The organism is Pseudomonas sp. Marseille-Q8238 (assembly GCF_965111915.1).
Genome location: NZ_CBCOPI010000001.1, coordinates 3,258,517 through 3,274,331, shown reverse-complemented (window position 1 = coordinate 3,274,331; position 15,815 = coordinate 3,258,517). Strand labels below are relative to the sequence as shown.

10 protein-coding genes and 2 pseudogenes are annotated in these 15,815 nt (G+C 53.2%); 8 read left to right on the top strand and 4 right to left on the bottom strand.

The window, feature by feature from the left end; genetic code table 11:
- Together ACWPW0_RS15265 and ACWPW0_RS15260 are read left to right on the top strand one after the other, a co-directional pair.
- A complete protein-coding gene (locus ACWPW0_RS15265; protein WP_454255748.1) occupies nt 1-438 on the top strand; it encodes a VPA1267 family protein in 438 nt (145 codons plus the stop codon).
- The gene (locus tag ACWPW0_RS15260; protein ID WP_454255747.1) at nt 435-2,702 is read left to right on the top strand and encodes an AAA family ATPase; all 2,268 of its coding nucleotides are present in this window, start codon (nt 435-437) and stop codon (nt 2,700-2,702) included. Before ACWPW0_RS15265 ends, ACWPW0_RS15260 begins: the two co-directional genes overlap by 4 nt.
- 280 nt (nt 2,703-2,982) lie before the next feature.
- Here the strand turns inward: ACWPW0_RS15260 and ACWPW0_RS15255 are convergent, their stop codons facing one another.
- The 4 genes from ACWPW0_RS15255 to ACWPW0_RS15240 form a co-directional block, all read right to left on the bottom strand.
- Nucleotides 2,983-5,700: a DEAD/DEAH box helicase gene (locus ACWPW0_RS15255; protein WP_454255746.1), complete on the bottom strand. Its 2,718-nt coding sequence runs from the start codon at nt 5,698-5,700 to the stop codon at nt 2,983-2,985.
- A gap of 11 nt (nt 5,701-5,711) precedes the next feature.
- Nucleotides 5,712-7,382, bottom strand: coding sequence for a site-specific DNA-methyltransferase (locus ACWPW0_RS15250; protein ID WP_454255745.1), 1,671 nt, complete (start codon nt 7,380-7,382; stop codon nt 5,712-5,714).
- A gap of 781 nt (nt 7,383-8,163) precedes the next feature.
- Nucleotides 8,164-11,130 carry a Tn3-like element TnAs1 family transposase gene (locus tag ACWPW0_RS15245; RefSeq protein WP_001138014.1) on the bottom strand — a complete coding sequence of 989 codons (2,967 nt, stop codon included), beginning with the start codon at nt 11,128-11,130 and terminating at the stop codon, nt 8,164-8,166.
- A 3-nt stretch (nt 11,131-11,133) separates the two neighbouring features.
- Entirely contained in the window at nt 11,134-11,694 is a 561-nt protein-coding gene (locus ACWPW0_RS15240; protein ID WP_001161490.1) for a recombinase family protein, read from the bottom strand.
- 302 nt (nt 11,695-11,996) lie between these two features.
- Here ACWPW0_RS15240 and ACWPW0_RS15235 point away from each other — a divergent pair.
- The 6 genes and pseudogenes from ACWPW0_RS15235 to umuC form a co-directional block, all read left to right on the top strand.
- Nucleotides 11,997-12,761, top strand: a pseudogene (locus ACWPW0_RS15235) (PAS domain-containing protein); the annotation flags it as partial.
- An 87-nt stretch (nt 12,762-12,848) separates the two neighbouring features.
- Nucleotides 12,849-13,307 carry a methyl-accepting chemotaxis protein gene (locus tag ACWPW0_RS15230; protein WP_275941885.1) on the top strand — a complete coding sequence of 153 codons (459 nt, stop codon included), beginning with the start codon at nt 12,849-12,851 and terminating at the stop codon, nt 13,305-13,307.
- Between the two features lie 20 nt (nt 13,308-13,327).
- Nucleotides 13,328-13,590: pseudogene (locus ACWPW0_RS15225) on the top strand (Tn3 family transposase); the annotation flags it as partial.
- 182 nt (nt 13,591-13,772) lie between these two features.
- Nucleotides 13,773-13,982 carry a carbon storage regulator gene (locus tag ACWPW0_RS15220; RefSeq protein ID WP_454255744.1) on the top strand — a complete coding sequence of 70 codons (210 nt, stop codon included), beginning with the start codon at nt 13,773-13,775 and terminating at the stop codon, nt 13,980-13,982.
- 106 nt (nt 13,983-14,088) lie between these two features.
- Complete coding sequence (locus tag ACWPW0_RS15215; protein WP_454255743.1) at nt 14,089-14,523, top strand: LexA family protein; 435 nt, start codon at nt 14,089-14,091, stop codon at nt 14,521-14,523.
- Nucleotides 14,520-15,791 carry a translesion error-prone DNA polymerase V subunit UmuC gene (gene umuC / locus ACWPW0_RS15210; RefSeq protein WP_454255742.1) on the top strand — a complete coding sequence of 424 codons (1,272 nt, stop codon included), beginning with the start codon at nt 14,520-14,522 and terminating at the stop codon, nt 15,789-15,791. The genes ACWPW0_RS15215 and umuC overlap by 4 nt, the downstream gene beginning before the upstream one ends.
- Nucleotides 15,792-15,815: the final 24 nt, after the last annotated feature.

The window sequence follows — 15,815 nt, the reverse complement described above, 5'->3', positions numbered from 1 at the left end:
ATGGCTAACGGACAGCAGGTTGCCGAACAGAACCTAGCCTCCTTTCTGGCCTGGGTCACCTCTAAGCGTGACAACGAATTCCGTGAATACGTTCATCGGGGCAAGCTCAATCGTTCAGAAATTGCTGCCGAGTGCGGTTTCGGCAAAAGCGCACTGTTACAGAATCCTTCGATCAGACGCTCACTAGAGGCCCTGGAAGAGCGCTTGCGGGCAGCTGGTGTGTTACCGCCTCTGGTTGTTTCTCCTCAATTGACTCATGAAGATCCCCCGATACGCGACCGGGATGCCCGGCAGCGCCGTCAGGACAGCCAGCGGTTGAACTCGTTAGAGCAGGATAACGCTGCTCTCCGAGCCGAATTGGCGCATGCCAAGGCCATGCTAGAGCGCTACAAGCTACTGGCATCATTCATGGAAGAAACCGGGCGGCTGCCTCGATGAATACTCCTGGCCCGAATCTGATCAATGCCACAGTTCGCCTGACACGGATTCGTTCAAAGAACCGCCATGGGTGTATCGCCTTCGGTCACAGGGTTGACTTTTTGACCGGACTTAACGACCGGGCCGTTGCCCTGGTTGTCAGCGTGCCCGCCGTCATCGCGGATCCGTCAAACATAGCTATTGGCGGTATTTACGAAGTCTACGGAGAGGCACATACGACTCAGCGTACCCACGGTTCCTATACAGTTTCGGAAATCCAGGTTGAGGTTCAGGGCATTCGCTTGGTTCGCCCCTCTGGCAGCCAACTGATCCAGTGGTTGGCCGACAATGTGCCGGGTATCCGCGAGGTCAAGGCAACCCGGCTATGGGACGTCTTGGGTGAGAGTTTGTACGAATCACTCGATAACCGGGATCATGAGTCGATCAGGTCAATCATCCCGTCCGAACAGGTACGCGATGGTCTGTTTGAAAAATGGGGCGAGAGCGGTGATGCCAAGACGTTGCGCTTTGTTCAGGAACGAGACATACCGCTTGATCTTGCCCGAAAGGTCATCAGGTTTCACGGGAAGAACACCGTCGCCGTCCTAATCGAAGATCCCTATCGGCTTTTGTCCTTTGAGGGCAACTGGCAGCGCGTGGATGGCATTGCCCGAGACAGGTTCGGACTTGCCCTGGACGATGCTCGTCGGTTGGCTGCGGCAATTGAGGAAGCCTTGTATCGAGTGGCAGAGAAAGGCCATACATGCGCGACTTTGAACGACCTTCGGGATAAGGTCGGCAAGCTGCTTAAACCATATCCAGTTCCAGAGCGAGCCTTAGCGAAGGCGCTGCTTCAAGGAAAGGCAGCAGGCCAGTTCGTTAGTCGCGAAGCCGCTTGCGGCGAATTGATGCTGCATGCTCCCGGCTCCTTCATCATGGAAAGACAGTGTGCCGAGTTCATCCTCTCTCTGTTGCACTGCCCAGCCCCCCTGGATGTAGTGTTTCCGACTGATATAGATGCCCTAATTTGCGACTTCGAGCGCGAAGAACGGCTGCGCCAGGGGCATCCAGCCTTCGCATTGAACGACGCCCAGTGGACGGCAGTAAGGACTTCGTTTAATAACCGCTTCAGCATCATCACTGGCGGTGCCGGTGTAGGTAAGACCACCGTACTTAAAGCGCTGTACCGAGCGCTCGATACACTTGGTCGACCGCGTTTCCAAATGGCTTTGTCTGGTCGAGCCACTGCCCGCATGATCGAAGCAACCCAGCAGAAAGCAACGACTATTGCCGGCTTTCTGCGGTATGTCACCCCCCAAGATATGGGCCCGGAGCCGGTCATCGTGATCGACGAAGCCTCCATGCTTGATCTGGTGACGTTTTATCGTCTTGTCTGCAAACTGCCGGCTGGAGCCCAGTTAATTCTTGTGGGAGATCCGTACCAACTCCCACCTATTGGCGCTGGCCTTATCCTGCATGTGTTATGCAATCTTTCTAGTGTGCCATCAACGCAACTCACGGAAGTAAAGCGTCAGGCAAAAGAATCAGCTATACCGGCAGCTGCTCTTGCGATTCGGGATGGCAAGTGGCCTGAGTTTTCCTCGAATGTAAATGCACAAGTTGTATTTCTGCCCTGTGCGGATGAAGAAATTATTCCTACCGTCATGCAGCTTTATGACATTGATCGAGAAAGAACCCAGATTCTGGGGGCGACACGATCATGTCCTTTTGCAGGCGTTGCAACGATAAACAGGGCCTGTCATGCAAAGTATGCATCCCATGCCAAGCCGCTCCTTATCAAGAATAGTGAGACCGATATAGTTGAAGCGACTGGTTTTTGTGAGGGCGATTTATTGCTTTACACGGCAAATGACTGGCCGCGAAATTTGCAAAATGGTTGCTTGGGTCGGCTAACTGAGGTTTTCGATAAGCCGCGTAGAGTGAATTTCGGCGATGAGGATGTTCCGATTATGCGAACAGCTATTGCCAAAGCTGATTTTGAAGGTGTTCAGCACTATATATTAGATACGGATGTAGATGTTATAGATCATGCCTATTCGATTACAGTTCATAAGGCGCAGGGGTCACAATTTCGGCGTGTTATAGTTCCAGTCCGACGCTCGCGTGTCCTAGATCGTACGTTTTTGTATACGGCCATCACAAGATCCCAGGTTCAAGTTATATTAGTGGGCGACAGTGTAGCTGTTCGGGAGGCAGTTCTCTCTTTGCCCAAAGCCTTCATGAGAAGGGTTGGGTTACCTGATATGCTGCGTACAGTGATATAGCAATAATTGATTTAATTCGTCAGCATAAATTTTATGGGCACGCAGTCTTCGACTCGGCGCTGTACAGTCTGCCCATTGAAATACCTCTCAGTGATATAGGGCATCGGGTGCGCGTTGTGAAACGTTATAAACACGCAACTACTATCGACGTCATTGAGGAGAAAGCCAAAATTTATTCAAAGAATGGAAGATCGAATACGAATCTGGCGGCTTTGAGACTTGATGGTAATGAGTTAATCTAAGGGGCGCGGACACCCCTTAGGTTATCGTGCGCAATGTTTTATAAAGACTCAATCAAGCTCAATCCATTGCCTGTTGTCTGAGCCCCATCAATAGGGTTGTTATCAAATAACATCATGTAGTGATAACGGTATCCAGTTTCATGGGAAATTTGATTGGCCTGAGCCTCCCAAATCTTTCCAAGCTTTAGTTTGTCTTTAGAATCTGAGTTATCCCTATCATCCCCCTTTGTTTCCACAACAATAATATTATTATTCTTGGTGAGAACAATAAAATCAGGGTAATGATTCAGAAATCCATTGATGACGAAACCTTTTCCTCGCTCAAGATTCCTGTGCCACCAAACTATGTTTTCCAAGTCAGCCACACCACGAATAACCTTACTCTCCAGGTTGTTCACACTACCTTCAGTGATGTACAGGCTCTTGCTGATTGCAGGAGCATTGTCGCTTGGCGCAATCGTTGCAGGCAGTAAATGGGATGGGCGAAGCTTAATTTTCTGAGTCGTCAGCCAGTTGTTGAACTCCTTGGCAGCATATTCATTAGCAAGAAGCTGTATCTTGTCTTTAATGAGCTTCACATAAGCGTAGTCACGCTCAAGGCAATCTGAACGTTGATCCGTATTCATTGCCTCAATAATACGAGCCAGGTAACACTTGATGTCGTTGTCTTCTATGGGGTAGAAAGTGTTCTTTCCAATCAGACTGAAAAGCCGGCCAACGATAGAAGTAATTTGGCCTGAAGTCGGCTGGTTCTTGATGATGCTGTTCAGCGTTTCCTTCTCAGCTTTTTTAACGGCCTTGAAAGCTGGAGCGCTCTCACCCTTACCAATTTCTTCTGCATCTACTGCGTACACATCAGACTCAATAGCAGCAAAATTTATCGTGGCATCAAGATTTGCCAACACGAATTTAGACAGCAAGTTCTCTTTGGCGAGTTTATGCCATTCGTCACCACTGTCGAAAAAACCACCATCAGAAGGCAGTTTGATGAAAAACTGAGGTAGCTGAATTGCCTTTGCCGAACTCTCAAAAATCGGCTTCATCTTGTGCTCATTCATATGCACCTTCAGTTCTTCAGGGCAACTTTCGCCACTCGTAGTATTGGCCTGCTCTTCAAACTTTTGAGATTCTGCAATGGCCTGAGCCTTGATTGCCTCAATACCAGTTTTGTCAGTTCCAGTAGAAGTCGCCTGCTGTGTACCACTGACGTCTACATTGGCAGCTTGCTCTAAAGCTTGCTTTTCCCAGTCAGGATTAAGCTTACTCTTCTCAATCTCAAGATCCTGACCATCTTCTGTTTCAGCAGGTTGCTCATCATCAGTTTGAACTGTTAGGTTCAGTTCTTCCTGAGTCAGCAAAGGTGCGGGAGCTTCCTCTTGTTCAATATCAGCTAGGTCAATCTCTCTGTAATCCCTCTTCGAGAAACCTGCCTTGTTCAGACCTTCAACCACCTGACTCAAGGTGTTCTGGAAGTGGCTGGAGGAGGTGAACACATAGCTCAGGTTCAGCAGCTCAATGCCGTGCTTTCTGGTGTAGGGCATGCGAAGGACACGCCCAAGAATCTGAGTAACATCCACCACAGATGATTTATTTGCCAGAGTCGCAAGCACATAAGCAAACGGACAATCCCACCCCTCTTTCAATGCATTTATCGTAATGATGTATCGCACTTGGCAATCACGGCTCATCAAATCAATATTCTTCAGCTCATTAATATTGGCTGTTTTGATGGCAATGTGCTCAGGTGGAATGTTCAACTCAAGCAGAATTTCCCGTACCTTTTCAAATGTGGTGGTGTCATCCTTGTTCTTCGGCTCAGCCTGAAACAGGACAATAGGACGAATGTAGCCACCGCCATTTTGTTCAGATTTTTGGGCAAACTCTTCCAGCTGCCGGCGCATATTCAGCGCCGCCATAATGACATCTTCTTGACTCCGTTGATTAGCAACAATCACAGGTAACTTGACCATGTTTTGCTTCTTGAGTCTCAAGGCATCAACATAGCTGATGATGTTACTGTTATTCCTTGGTGTAGCAGTCAGGTCAAAAATAAAGCTTGGATTGAGATTGCGAAGCATGTCTACAGACAGGGTGCTTTCTGCATTGTGACTTTCATCCACAATCACAACTGGCTTAAGGCTCCGCATGACATTAATGAGAGCAGAAGGGTCAATTCCCTCTAGGGGCTCAACAACCTCACTATCATCATTCAGGAAAGAGGCAAGGTAACCATTCTCCTGAAAGGCTTTACGATTCTCTTTATTGGTGGCCTTGAGTGAATCAAACGACATTACAACAACTGAAAGCTGCTCCCTCACAGCATCAGCATTGAACCCTGCGCCTTGGAGCACATCAGCCTTCTCATAAATCTGTACTCGACCACTAAATAGATCGTTCAATCGCTGACGGTACGGATGATCGATGTTTGATAGATTCTTCACCGTTTGTTCAAGGATGGTTAGAGAAGGAACTAACCACACTACGAATTTAGGTCGGGTGGGATTGTATTCTGCAAAGGCAGAAAAAATCCTGTCCAAGGCATTCACCGCAATGAAAGTTTTCCCACCAGCTGTGGGAACTTTCACACATACATGAGGGGTTTCCTTGATATTGTTCTTATAGACTTGATTGAGAATACCTCGATCCTGCCAGAATTTTTCGAACGCATTTGCAAGATGTCCCTTGCGCTCAAGCAACGTTTCTAAGTACTTGCTGAGATCCGCTAGAACGTCAGCCTGATAGTCTTTGAGTTCCATATTTTCTTTTCTTAGAATCGAGTAATGTCACGTGGAATACGCTTGAAGGTGATTCCGTGCTTATAAAGAAAATCTTTATCTAAAGCACACTTGTCAGCATAAATCACAAATTGTTCTGGCCTGGATTGCAGATCCTTGATTCTCAATGCTGCAAGAAAATCAATATCAAGCGCAGTGACATGATCTCGCTCATAATAGAAGATATATAGGGCGGTATCTGTCGCACCTAGGGCATAGGGACTTACAGGATTTTCAGTATAAAGACGCTTCTCAGTCGGAATGCTCTCTGTGTAGGCAACATAGTCTCGAATTGCCTCAATGCCGACATCTTCATTTATGTTAAAATTATCTTTGAATAAACTAGGGCCTAATTCATAGAAATCAAATCCGCCTCCAGCTCCAGCTTCAAACTTGGAGCCCTCACCATATCCATTGATAATACGGCGAACCCGCTCTGCTGTAATCTCCTCAGCATAATCCATCATTTCGCACAAAATGAATCGACGACGACCTCCATCTTGAGCATTCAACTTTAGGACAGCTTGCGCTGTTGTACCGCTGCCACCAAACGAATCCAAAACAATTGCTTCGTCGTTATCGCAAAGCTCTAAGCAATCAACAATTAAATCTACGGGTTTTGGAAACTCAAATTTTGAAGCAAGACCCAGGCGACCAAGCTCTGTTGTACCTTGCTCACTGATGTACTTAGTTTCAGTCCAAATTGACTTGGCCTTAACGGTTTCTTTTCTATACTTCTCAAAAACACGCCATGCGCCTTCACGAGTCTGGCGAGCGTACAACGCTTCTGTTGTTTTTTCTTTTGTTTTGAGAAGAAATTTATCTTTACCCCATCGCCAACAGCTTTCAACTCCTTCGCTATTGTATGGCTCAATCTTGAATGAGTCCGGGTGCTCATCTAAAGAAACAAGATAATTCCCACTTTCATCTACCTCCCCAGGGCGAGCATAAATAGGGTAGAAAAGATTTGGACGATTGAATCTGCCAAATTTTGGGTTGCGATTACGAAGCTCTCTTGATGAATAAGGGCCAAATTTATCTTTCTCAGGAAGATTCTTCCCCTCAGTAGACAACTCGCCCAGCTCAGACAAGGCGCTCTTCCCAAAGCAAAGAAGATATTCGTGCGTCTTGGCTATCTGCTTATATGTTTGGCCACGCTTGTTAGACTGAACAATTATTTGGGCTAGAAAGTTTGACTCGCCAAATATTTCATTCATCAATAAGCGAAAGTGAAAGAATTCGTTATCATCAAGACTAACGAAAATCACTCCATCACTTGCCAGCAGGCGATGTAGCAACTTCATGCGCGGGTACATCATGCACAGCCACTTATCGTGCCGGCTTAAATCCTCGCCTTCCTTTTTTACAACCTCACCCAGCCATTTCTTGATTTTGGGATGATTAACGGCGTCGTTGTATGCCCAGCCTTCATTTCCTGTATTGTAGGGCGGGTCAATATAGATGCAATTTACCTTGCCTTCGAACTCGGGCAACAAGCTCTTAAGAACTTCAAGGTTGTCACCGTGAATGATTCTATTGTTGATAGTGTTTTTTGACGCATCACTTTCCGCTAGGAAAGTATATTTCTTGTTTAGTAGGCGAAATGGCACGTCATAGTGATGATTAATCACTGCACTTTTACCTACCCAATTAAGCATCGGCATAAACTAGTCTTCTTTTGATTCGCTGGAATTTCTGCCAGTTACATTTTTCTTTAATCAGATTGTCTCTATTTTTCCGCTTCGTCATCCAGCCTTCATGGGATAGGCGCTACTCAGCAGTCTTGAATTCTAATTTTTTGGCGCAGACTGATAGCAATCTGGTGCATCTATCGAATCATGCAGATACGCCTCACCGGCGGTAAAGGTACTGTGCTCTGCATGAGCATATCTGTATTCATACCCATAGCCCAGCGCCGTCTAGACACACTTTATTCGCTCTTGGTCGGCTCCAGCCCGTTGCAAATGGCGACTGTCTGCCAGAAATGGCCAAGCCGTAGGTGGTTCTGCTCTAGCTATCTCTAAGAGATGCCAGCACTGGCCATCGACTATGAATCTGGGAATGTTCCGCTGTTGGTGTCGTGGTCATGACATGGCCACGCCGCTGCTCGCCCTCACCAATGACCAGGTACTCCAGGGCATAGCCCTCCGGCACATCGAACCAGCGTGGTATCCGACTCTTCTCGCCCGGCCTACCTTCTTTCTCCATAAAGCGTTGAACCAGGCCGAAAGCGTAGCGTGGGTGACACATAGTCCAGCCACCAGCCTGCACTGTACTGAGCCTTGCCCATCCGCCCTTAGGGCCGAAGCCAGGCCGCTCTCTGCGCCTAGCCAACATGATCCAGTCCAGCTGCCCACTATCCTCCAGCAACACAGCGAGCGCCGCCTTTGGATTCGGGAAGTAAATCTTCTAGGGGAGCCCGCAGAATTCGGAAAAAATCGTACGCTAAGGTTTTCCGGGCATCCGTAAGGGCCGAAACTTCCCGTCTTCCAGTCTGCGGCTCTGCCGCCAGACGTAATCGCCGGTTAGGTTGATGTGCTCCCAGCCCAGCGGCGACAGGAATTGCAGCAGCTCGCCGTCCACCGGCTTGCCGGCCTCGACCAACCCCTGGGTGGCGCGTTCCAGGTACACCGTGTTCCACAGCACGATAGCCGCCGTCACCAGGTTGAGGCCGCTGGCCCGGTAGCGCTGCTGCTCGAAGCTCCGATCCCTGATTTCCCCAAGGCGGTTGAAGAACACCGCCCTGGCCAGCGAGTTGCGCGCCTCACCTTTGTTCAGGCCGGCATGCACGCGGCGGCGCAGTTCAACACTTTGCAGCCAGTCCAGGATGAACAGCGTGCGCTCGATCCGGCCCAGCTCGCGCAGGGCCACGGCCAGTCCGTTCTGGCGCGGGTAGCTGCCGAGCTTGCGCAGCATCAGCGAGGCGGTGACGGTGCCCTGCTTGATCGAGCTGGCCAGGCGCAGGATGTCGTCCCAGTGGGCACGCACGTGCTTGATGTTCAGGGTGCCGCCGATCAGCGGGCGCAACGTCGGGTAGGCTTGCACGCCCTGCGGCACGTACAGCTTGGTTTCGCCGAGGTCGCGGATGCGCGGCGCGAAGCGGAAGCCTAGCAGGTGCATCAGGGCAAAGACGTGATCGGTGAAGCCGGCCGTGTCGGTGTAGTGCTCCTCGATCCGCAGGTCGGACTCGTGGTACAGCAGGCCGTCGAGCACATAGGTGGAATCGCGGACGCCGACATTCACCACGCGGGTGCTGAACGGCGCGTACTGGTCGGAGATATGGGTATAGAACAGCCGTCCCGGCTCGCTACCGTACTTCGGGTTGACGTGCCCGGTGCTCTCGCCCCGGCCACCCGCGCGGAAGCGCTGGCCATCGGAGGATGAGGTCGTGCCGTCGCCCCAGTGGGCGGCAAAGGCGTGGCGATACTGGTGGTTGACCAGCTCGGCCAAGGCCGCCGAATAGGTTTCGTCGCGGATGTGCCAGGCTTGCAGCCAGGACAGCTTGGCGTAGGTCAGGCCGGGGCTCGACTCGGCCATCTTGGTCAGCCCGAGGTTGATCGCATCACCGAGGATTGCGGACAGCAGCAACGTCCTGTCTTTGGCCTCGGCCCCGTCCTTCAAGTGGGTGAAGTGGCGGCTGAAGCCCGTCCAGTCGTCCACGTCCATCAGCAGTTCGGTGATCTTGATGCGCGGCAGTAACTGGCTGGTTTGGTCGATCAGCGCCTGCGCCCGATCCGGCACCGCCGCATCCAGCGGGGTGATTTTCAGCCCTGACTCGGTGAGGATGGCATCGGGCAGCTCGTTGTCCTTGGCCAGGCGGGTGACGGTGGCCAACTGCTCGTCCAGCAGCTGCAAACGCTCTTCCAGGTACTGGTCGCTGTTCGGGTTGATCGCCAGGGGCAGGGCCTGCTCGCGCTTGAGTGCGGCGAACTTCTCGGCCGGCAGCAGGTAGTCGTCGAAGTCGCGGAACTGCCGCGAGCCCTTGACCCAGATGTCGCCGGAGCGCAGGGCGTTCTTCAGCTCGGACAGGGCGCAGATTTCGTAGAATTTCCGGTCGAGGCCTTCCGGGGTGATCACCAGCGGCTTCCAGCGCGGCTTGATGAAGGCCGTGGGTGCATCGGCCGGCACCTTGCGCAGGTTGTCGGCGTTCATCTCACGCAGGGTCTGCACGGCTGCCAGCACGCCTTGCGCGGCCGGCGCGGCGCGCAGTTCCAGCACCTCCAGCAAGGCCGGCGTGTAACGGCGCAGGGTGGCGAAGTTCTCGCCGACCAGGTGCAGGTGGTCGAAGCCTTCCGGCCGGGCCAGCAGCTCGGCCTCGCTGACGCTCTCGGTGAACTCGTCCCAGGGAATCACCGCCTCGATGGCGGCATAGGGGTCGCTGCCGCTTTCCTTCGCTTCCAGCAGCGCCTGGCCGATCCTGGAGTACAGGCGCACCTTGTCGTTGATCGCCTTGCCCTGCTTCTGGAACTGCTGCTGATGCTTGTGCTTCGCGCCGCTGAACAGCTTGACCAGGATGCGGTCATGCAGATCGACCAGCTCATCGATCACGGTCGCGGTGCTCTCCAGCACCACGGCGGCCAGGGTCGCGTAGCGGCGCTGCGGCTCGAACTTACCGAGGTCTTTGGGCGTCATCTGCCCACCCTCGCGGGCCAGCTTGAGCAGGCGGTTCTGGTGGATGTGCCGGCCCAGGCCTTCGGGCAAGTCCACCAACTGAAATGTCTTCAGCCGCTCGATGTGTTCCAGCATGTGCCGAGAGTTGGGTTTCAGCGGTGCCTGGCGCAGCCAGGTCAACCAGGTGATGCTGCTGCCGGCCTTGAGCTTCAACAGCTCGTCCAGCTTGGCCCGATGCGAGTCCGTGAGTGGTTCGACCAGGGCGCGGTAGACCCGCCGATTGGCTCGCGCAATGGCTTCCGAGCAGGCCCGGTCAATCACGCTCAGCGCCGGCAGGATGCGTCGTTTCTGCCGTAGGCTCTCCAGGGCCTGACCGGCCAGCAGCAAGCCTTTGTCGGTCTGCTGGGCCAGCTCGGTTAGCTCGCGCACCAGGGCGCGGAAGTCGGACAGGCCGAACGGGGCCAGTTGCAGGTAGGTGCGCAGTTCCTGGGCATGCTCGCGACGGGTCACGTCGCGCTCGCCGTACTTTGCCCAGCTCGCCGGCTCGGCCTGGACTTGCTTCGCCACCCACAGGATGACCGGCTCGGGCAGCTCGCTGTCGGTTCCCAGCGCGTAACCGGGGTAGCGCAGCAGGCAGAGCTGCACGGCGAAGCCGAGGCGGTTGGCGTCGCCGCGTCGCTGGCGGATCAGCGACAGGTCGGAGTCGTTGAAGGTGTAGTAGCGGATCAGGTCATCCTGGCTTTCCGGCAGCGCAAGCAGGGTGTCCCGCTCCGTGGCCGAGAGGATCAAGCGACGCGGCATGTGTCAGTCGTCCGTGCGGAGGTACTGGTAGAGGGTTTCCCGGCTGATGTTGAACTCGCGGGCAAGCTGCGCCTTGGGCTCGCCGGCCGTCGCTCGCTGCCGCAGGGTAGCAGCCTGCTCATCGGACAGGGCTTTCTTGCGGCCCCGGTACGCGCCACGCTGCTTGGCCAAGGCGATGCCCTCACGCTGCCGCTCGCGGATCAGGGCGCGCTCGAACTCAGCGAAGGCCCCCATCACCGACAGCATCAGGTTGGCCATCGGCGAGTCCTCGCCAGTGAACACCAGGCCCTCCTTCAGGAACTCGATGCGCACGCCGCGCTGAGTCAGCTTCTGTACCAAGCGACGCAGGTCATCGAGGTTGCGGGCCAGCCGATCCATGCTGTGCACCACCACTGTATCGCCTTCGCGGACGAAGCTCAGCAGCGCTTCGAGCTGGGGGCGCTGGGTGTCCTTGCCCGATGCCTTGTCGGTGAACACCTTGCTCACCTGGGTTTGTTCCAGCTGGCGTTCCGGGTTCTGGTCAAAGCTGCTGACCCGGACGTAGCCGATGCGGTGCCCCTGCACGATGTCTCCTTGGTTGAAGGCGGCTTAAGTGCACTTTCTGTTCCGTTGTGCCTCAAAGCCCATTTCTGTCAGGCTGAAATCTATAACCTTCGCGGGCATGTGTCAAAAAATGGGAAAGCAGACTCTATTCTGACGAAGCGGCGCGGCCCTGCCTGACATCAAGTTAGGGTATAGCTCAATATGACACATGGCTGCAAATCGCTAATTTTCCAACTATAAAGAGCTATGCTCTCAAGAAGCGGTTGCGCTAACCGATACAGTATAAATTGGGCCCCAAGTATTATTTTATTTGCACAAAGGTAATGATTATGTTTTTCAATAAAAACAAACAACTGCTGGACACAGAAAATAAGCTCTCAGAACTACAGCGGCAGCTTGATTCAATAAGTCGAAATGTCGCGGAAATCAGATTCAGGCCAGACGGGAGCGTAATCTATGCGAGCAATATCTTTCTAGAGATGCTTGGTTACAAACTCGAAGAAATAGCAGGGCAGCACCACAGAATTTTCTGCGAAAAGAATTATGCTAACACAGCTGATTATTCGCGCTTCTGGCAGAAATTGGCTGACGGCCATCTTCAATCAGGTTTATTTAGGCGGCTGCGCAAAGACGGTAACTTAGTATTGATTGAGGCTACTTATATTCCAGTTCAAAATCAAGATGGAAAAGTTATTGAAATCATTAAGATTGGCTCAGATGTCACTCAGAGAGAAAACGAGTTACTCTCACTAAGAGCCGTCCATGCAGCCATCTCCCGCTCGATGGCGGAGATCGAGTTCACACCTAACGGTGACATCCTGCATGCAAATGAGAATTTCCTCCGTGCTATGGGTTATCGCCTCAGCGATATCAAGGGTCGACACCACCGAATGTTCTGTTTCGATAATTTTTATCAAGAAAATCCAAATTTTTGGCAGAGTTTAAAGGGAGGAACTTTTTTAAGCGGGCAATTTGAGCGCAAGACCGCATCGGGAGAGACCATCTATCTTGAGGCCACCTACAACCCCGTCATTGATGAAGCCGGCCAGGTTGTGAAAGTGTTAAAATTTGCCACCGACGTCAGCTCGCAGAAGCATAAGGCTGATGAAATCCGTCAGGCCGCAGAGCTTTCCTTCACCACCGCCGAGGAGACATCTCAAATTTCCGTGCGGGGCATGGAGTCCCTTGCTAGTTCAATTGAACTATCTCAGGGTACATTTAATTTAATAAACGGTGCGGTTATTTCGATTACACAGCTAAATGCTCAGGCTAAAGATATCGAGAAAATTGTTACCATCATCCAAGGCGTGGCAGAACAAACTAACTTACTAGCACTTAACGCCGCAATTGAAGCTGCCCGAGCGGGTGAAATGGGCCGAGGCTTTGCTGTAGTAGCCGACGAGGTTCGTCAGTTGGCAGCTCGAACTAGCAGTGCCACCGTGGAAATCCAGAATGTGGTAACTGCTAACGGAAAGCTTACTCAGCAACTGAATATAGATATGAACAGCATCGCTAGAAGCGCCGAAGAAAACAACGATCAGATCGCAACTGTAACAACTATTATGCGTGAAATCAGTGACGGTGCAGACCATGTTGCCCGTACCGTATCGACGTTGTTCAAAGACAATAGCTAGTGTCCAGTTTTAGGCAAAATCAGGATCGGAACTTCGAGCCGCAGCGCTACAGAGCCAGAAGCCCAAACTTGGTGACGGCCATCGTGCTATGGAACACGATGTATCTGGAGTGCATCACTTGGGGCTGGTCGAGGCTGGCAAGTCGGTGGGCGGCGAGCTGCTGCAATACCTATTGCCGCTGGGCTGGGAGCACATCAACCTGACTGGCGATTACGTCTGGCGGCAGAGCCGCAGGCTGGAGATCGGGAAGTTCAGGCCGCTACGATTGCCCGGAAAACCTTAGCGTACGATTTTTTCCGAATTCTGCGGGCTCCCCTTCTAGATTTTGTCCGCTTCGCGGGCTTCAACTCCTCCGCACATTCCTAGCGCCTCACGCTGCGAGTAGCTGCACATTCGACAGCCGCCACCTTGTTCTAGACTGCTTACGCAGGATGCGCATTCACTTAATCAGCAAAGGACTTGCCCATGAGATATCTGACTGTCACCCGCCGAGAAGGCGATATGATTCGCCTGACCATCGATCCTGGCGTCGATACCGAGAAACTTCTCCAGCAACTCCTGCGCGACGGAATCACCGTGCATGTCGGCGCTTTTCAAGGCCAGAGTAAGGTGCGAATAAGCATAGAAGCGCCGAAGCAGCTGCTCATTCTTCGCGATGAGCTAATCGACGCCTGACGACGGAGCAGCTTCCTCCTGTCGGTTTTGACTCGGTCTCTGGTTGACCGAATTCGTGCCTTCTCGAATACTGTATGCATGTACAGTTTAGTGCGGAAGTGTCCAGATGTCTCTTTCCATCCTTGCTCGTGGCGAGCGTCTGCGAGAACGCCTGCTCTCCGACGTGGCTGACCTGCGCATCACAGGCTTCCCGTCTCCTGCCGAGGACGAGAAGGAGGAAGGGCTTTCTCTTGATCGTCTGACGGGTCTAGGGGCACCTCATGTTTGGGGTGTCCGCGTGCTGGACGACACGCTGCTTGGATTCGGGATATTTCCTGGTGATCGACTGATCGTTAACCGGGCCGCAAGCCACTTGGACAACAAGTTGGTGGTGGTCGATCTGGGCGATGGCTACAGGGTGCGGTTAGTTCAACGCGATCTGTTCGGGGGGCGCTGGCTTAAGGCTGCCGACCCCATCGTTCCGGATGTCCAGCTCGATGGGGAGGATATCATCGAGGTCTGGGGCGTAGTGTCCTGGGTTGTCAGCTGCGTGGCCTCATGACTGCCGCTCGTGTGTTCGCGCTGATCGATTGCAACTCGTTCTATTGCAGTTGCGAGCGAATCTGCCAGCCAGAACTCAAGCGTCAGCCAGTTGTTGTTCTATCCAACAACGATGGCTGCGTAATCGCCCGCTCAGCTGAGGCTAAGTCTCTGGGTATCGGCATGGGCGCCGCCTACTACAAGGTGCGCGATGAGATGCGTCGGCAAGGTGTGGTGGCGCGCTCCAGCAACTATCCCTTGTACGCAGACATCAGCAACCGAGTCATGCGAGTGATGGCGGAGATGCTGCCCGGTATCGAGGTCTATTCGATTGATGAAGCCTGGGGCGATATGACCGGTGTAGCTGACCCAGCTGGGTTAGGCCACAGCATCCGCGAGCGCCTGGCTCGTGACATTGGCATGCCCGTTGGCGTTGGCATCAGCACGACTAAAACCCTGGCTAAGTTAGCGAACTGGGCCGCGAAGAAATGGAAGGGCACTGGCGGTGTGCTCGACCTGACCGATCCAGTCCGCCAAGAGAAGCTTCTTCGCTTGGCGCCAGTGGGGGAGGTATGGGGCGTAGGGCATCGCTCCGCAGCCAGGTTAGCTGCTCTAAAAATCTCCACTGCCTGGGATCTGGCCCACTTCGATATTGGCACTCTGCGCAAAACCTTCGGGGTGACCATGGAGCGTACGGCGAGGGAGCTGCGCGGTATCTGCTGCATCGACTTCCACCAGGGCCCGCCGCCGAAGGAGGCAATTTGCAGCAGCAAAATGTTCGGGGTACGGCAGTCAGAGCTGCCACCGATCCGCGAGGCCCTGGCTGCTTATGTGGCCCGCGCCGCCGAGAAGCTCCGTGCCCAGAACTCGCTGTGTAGCACGATCCAGGTAGGTCTCCAGACGCAGCTGGCTGATCGCGAGGGGCCGTGCTACGCCAACGCGGTAACCATGGCTCTGCCTGCACCTACCGACGATACACGCGAAATTCTGGCGCTTGCCCAGCGAGGCCTGGGCCAGATCTACCGACCCGGTTACCCCTTCTCTAAGTGCAGCATCTTGCTCATGGATCTGAGCCAGCGAGGTGAGCTGACGCCCGATCTTTTTGCGCCCAAACCTCGCCGTGGCGCCGAGCAGTTGATGGCGGTTGTCGATCAGATCAATCAGCGCGAAGGCAGAGGGACTGTGCGTATTGGACGAGTGCCAGCGAAGCCTGCTTGGGCGATGCGCCGGGAGATGCTGAGTCAGAGGTACACGACTCGATGGGATGAGGTGATTGGGGTGAGGGGGTAGGTTTCAGCATTCCGCCCAAATGCT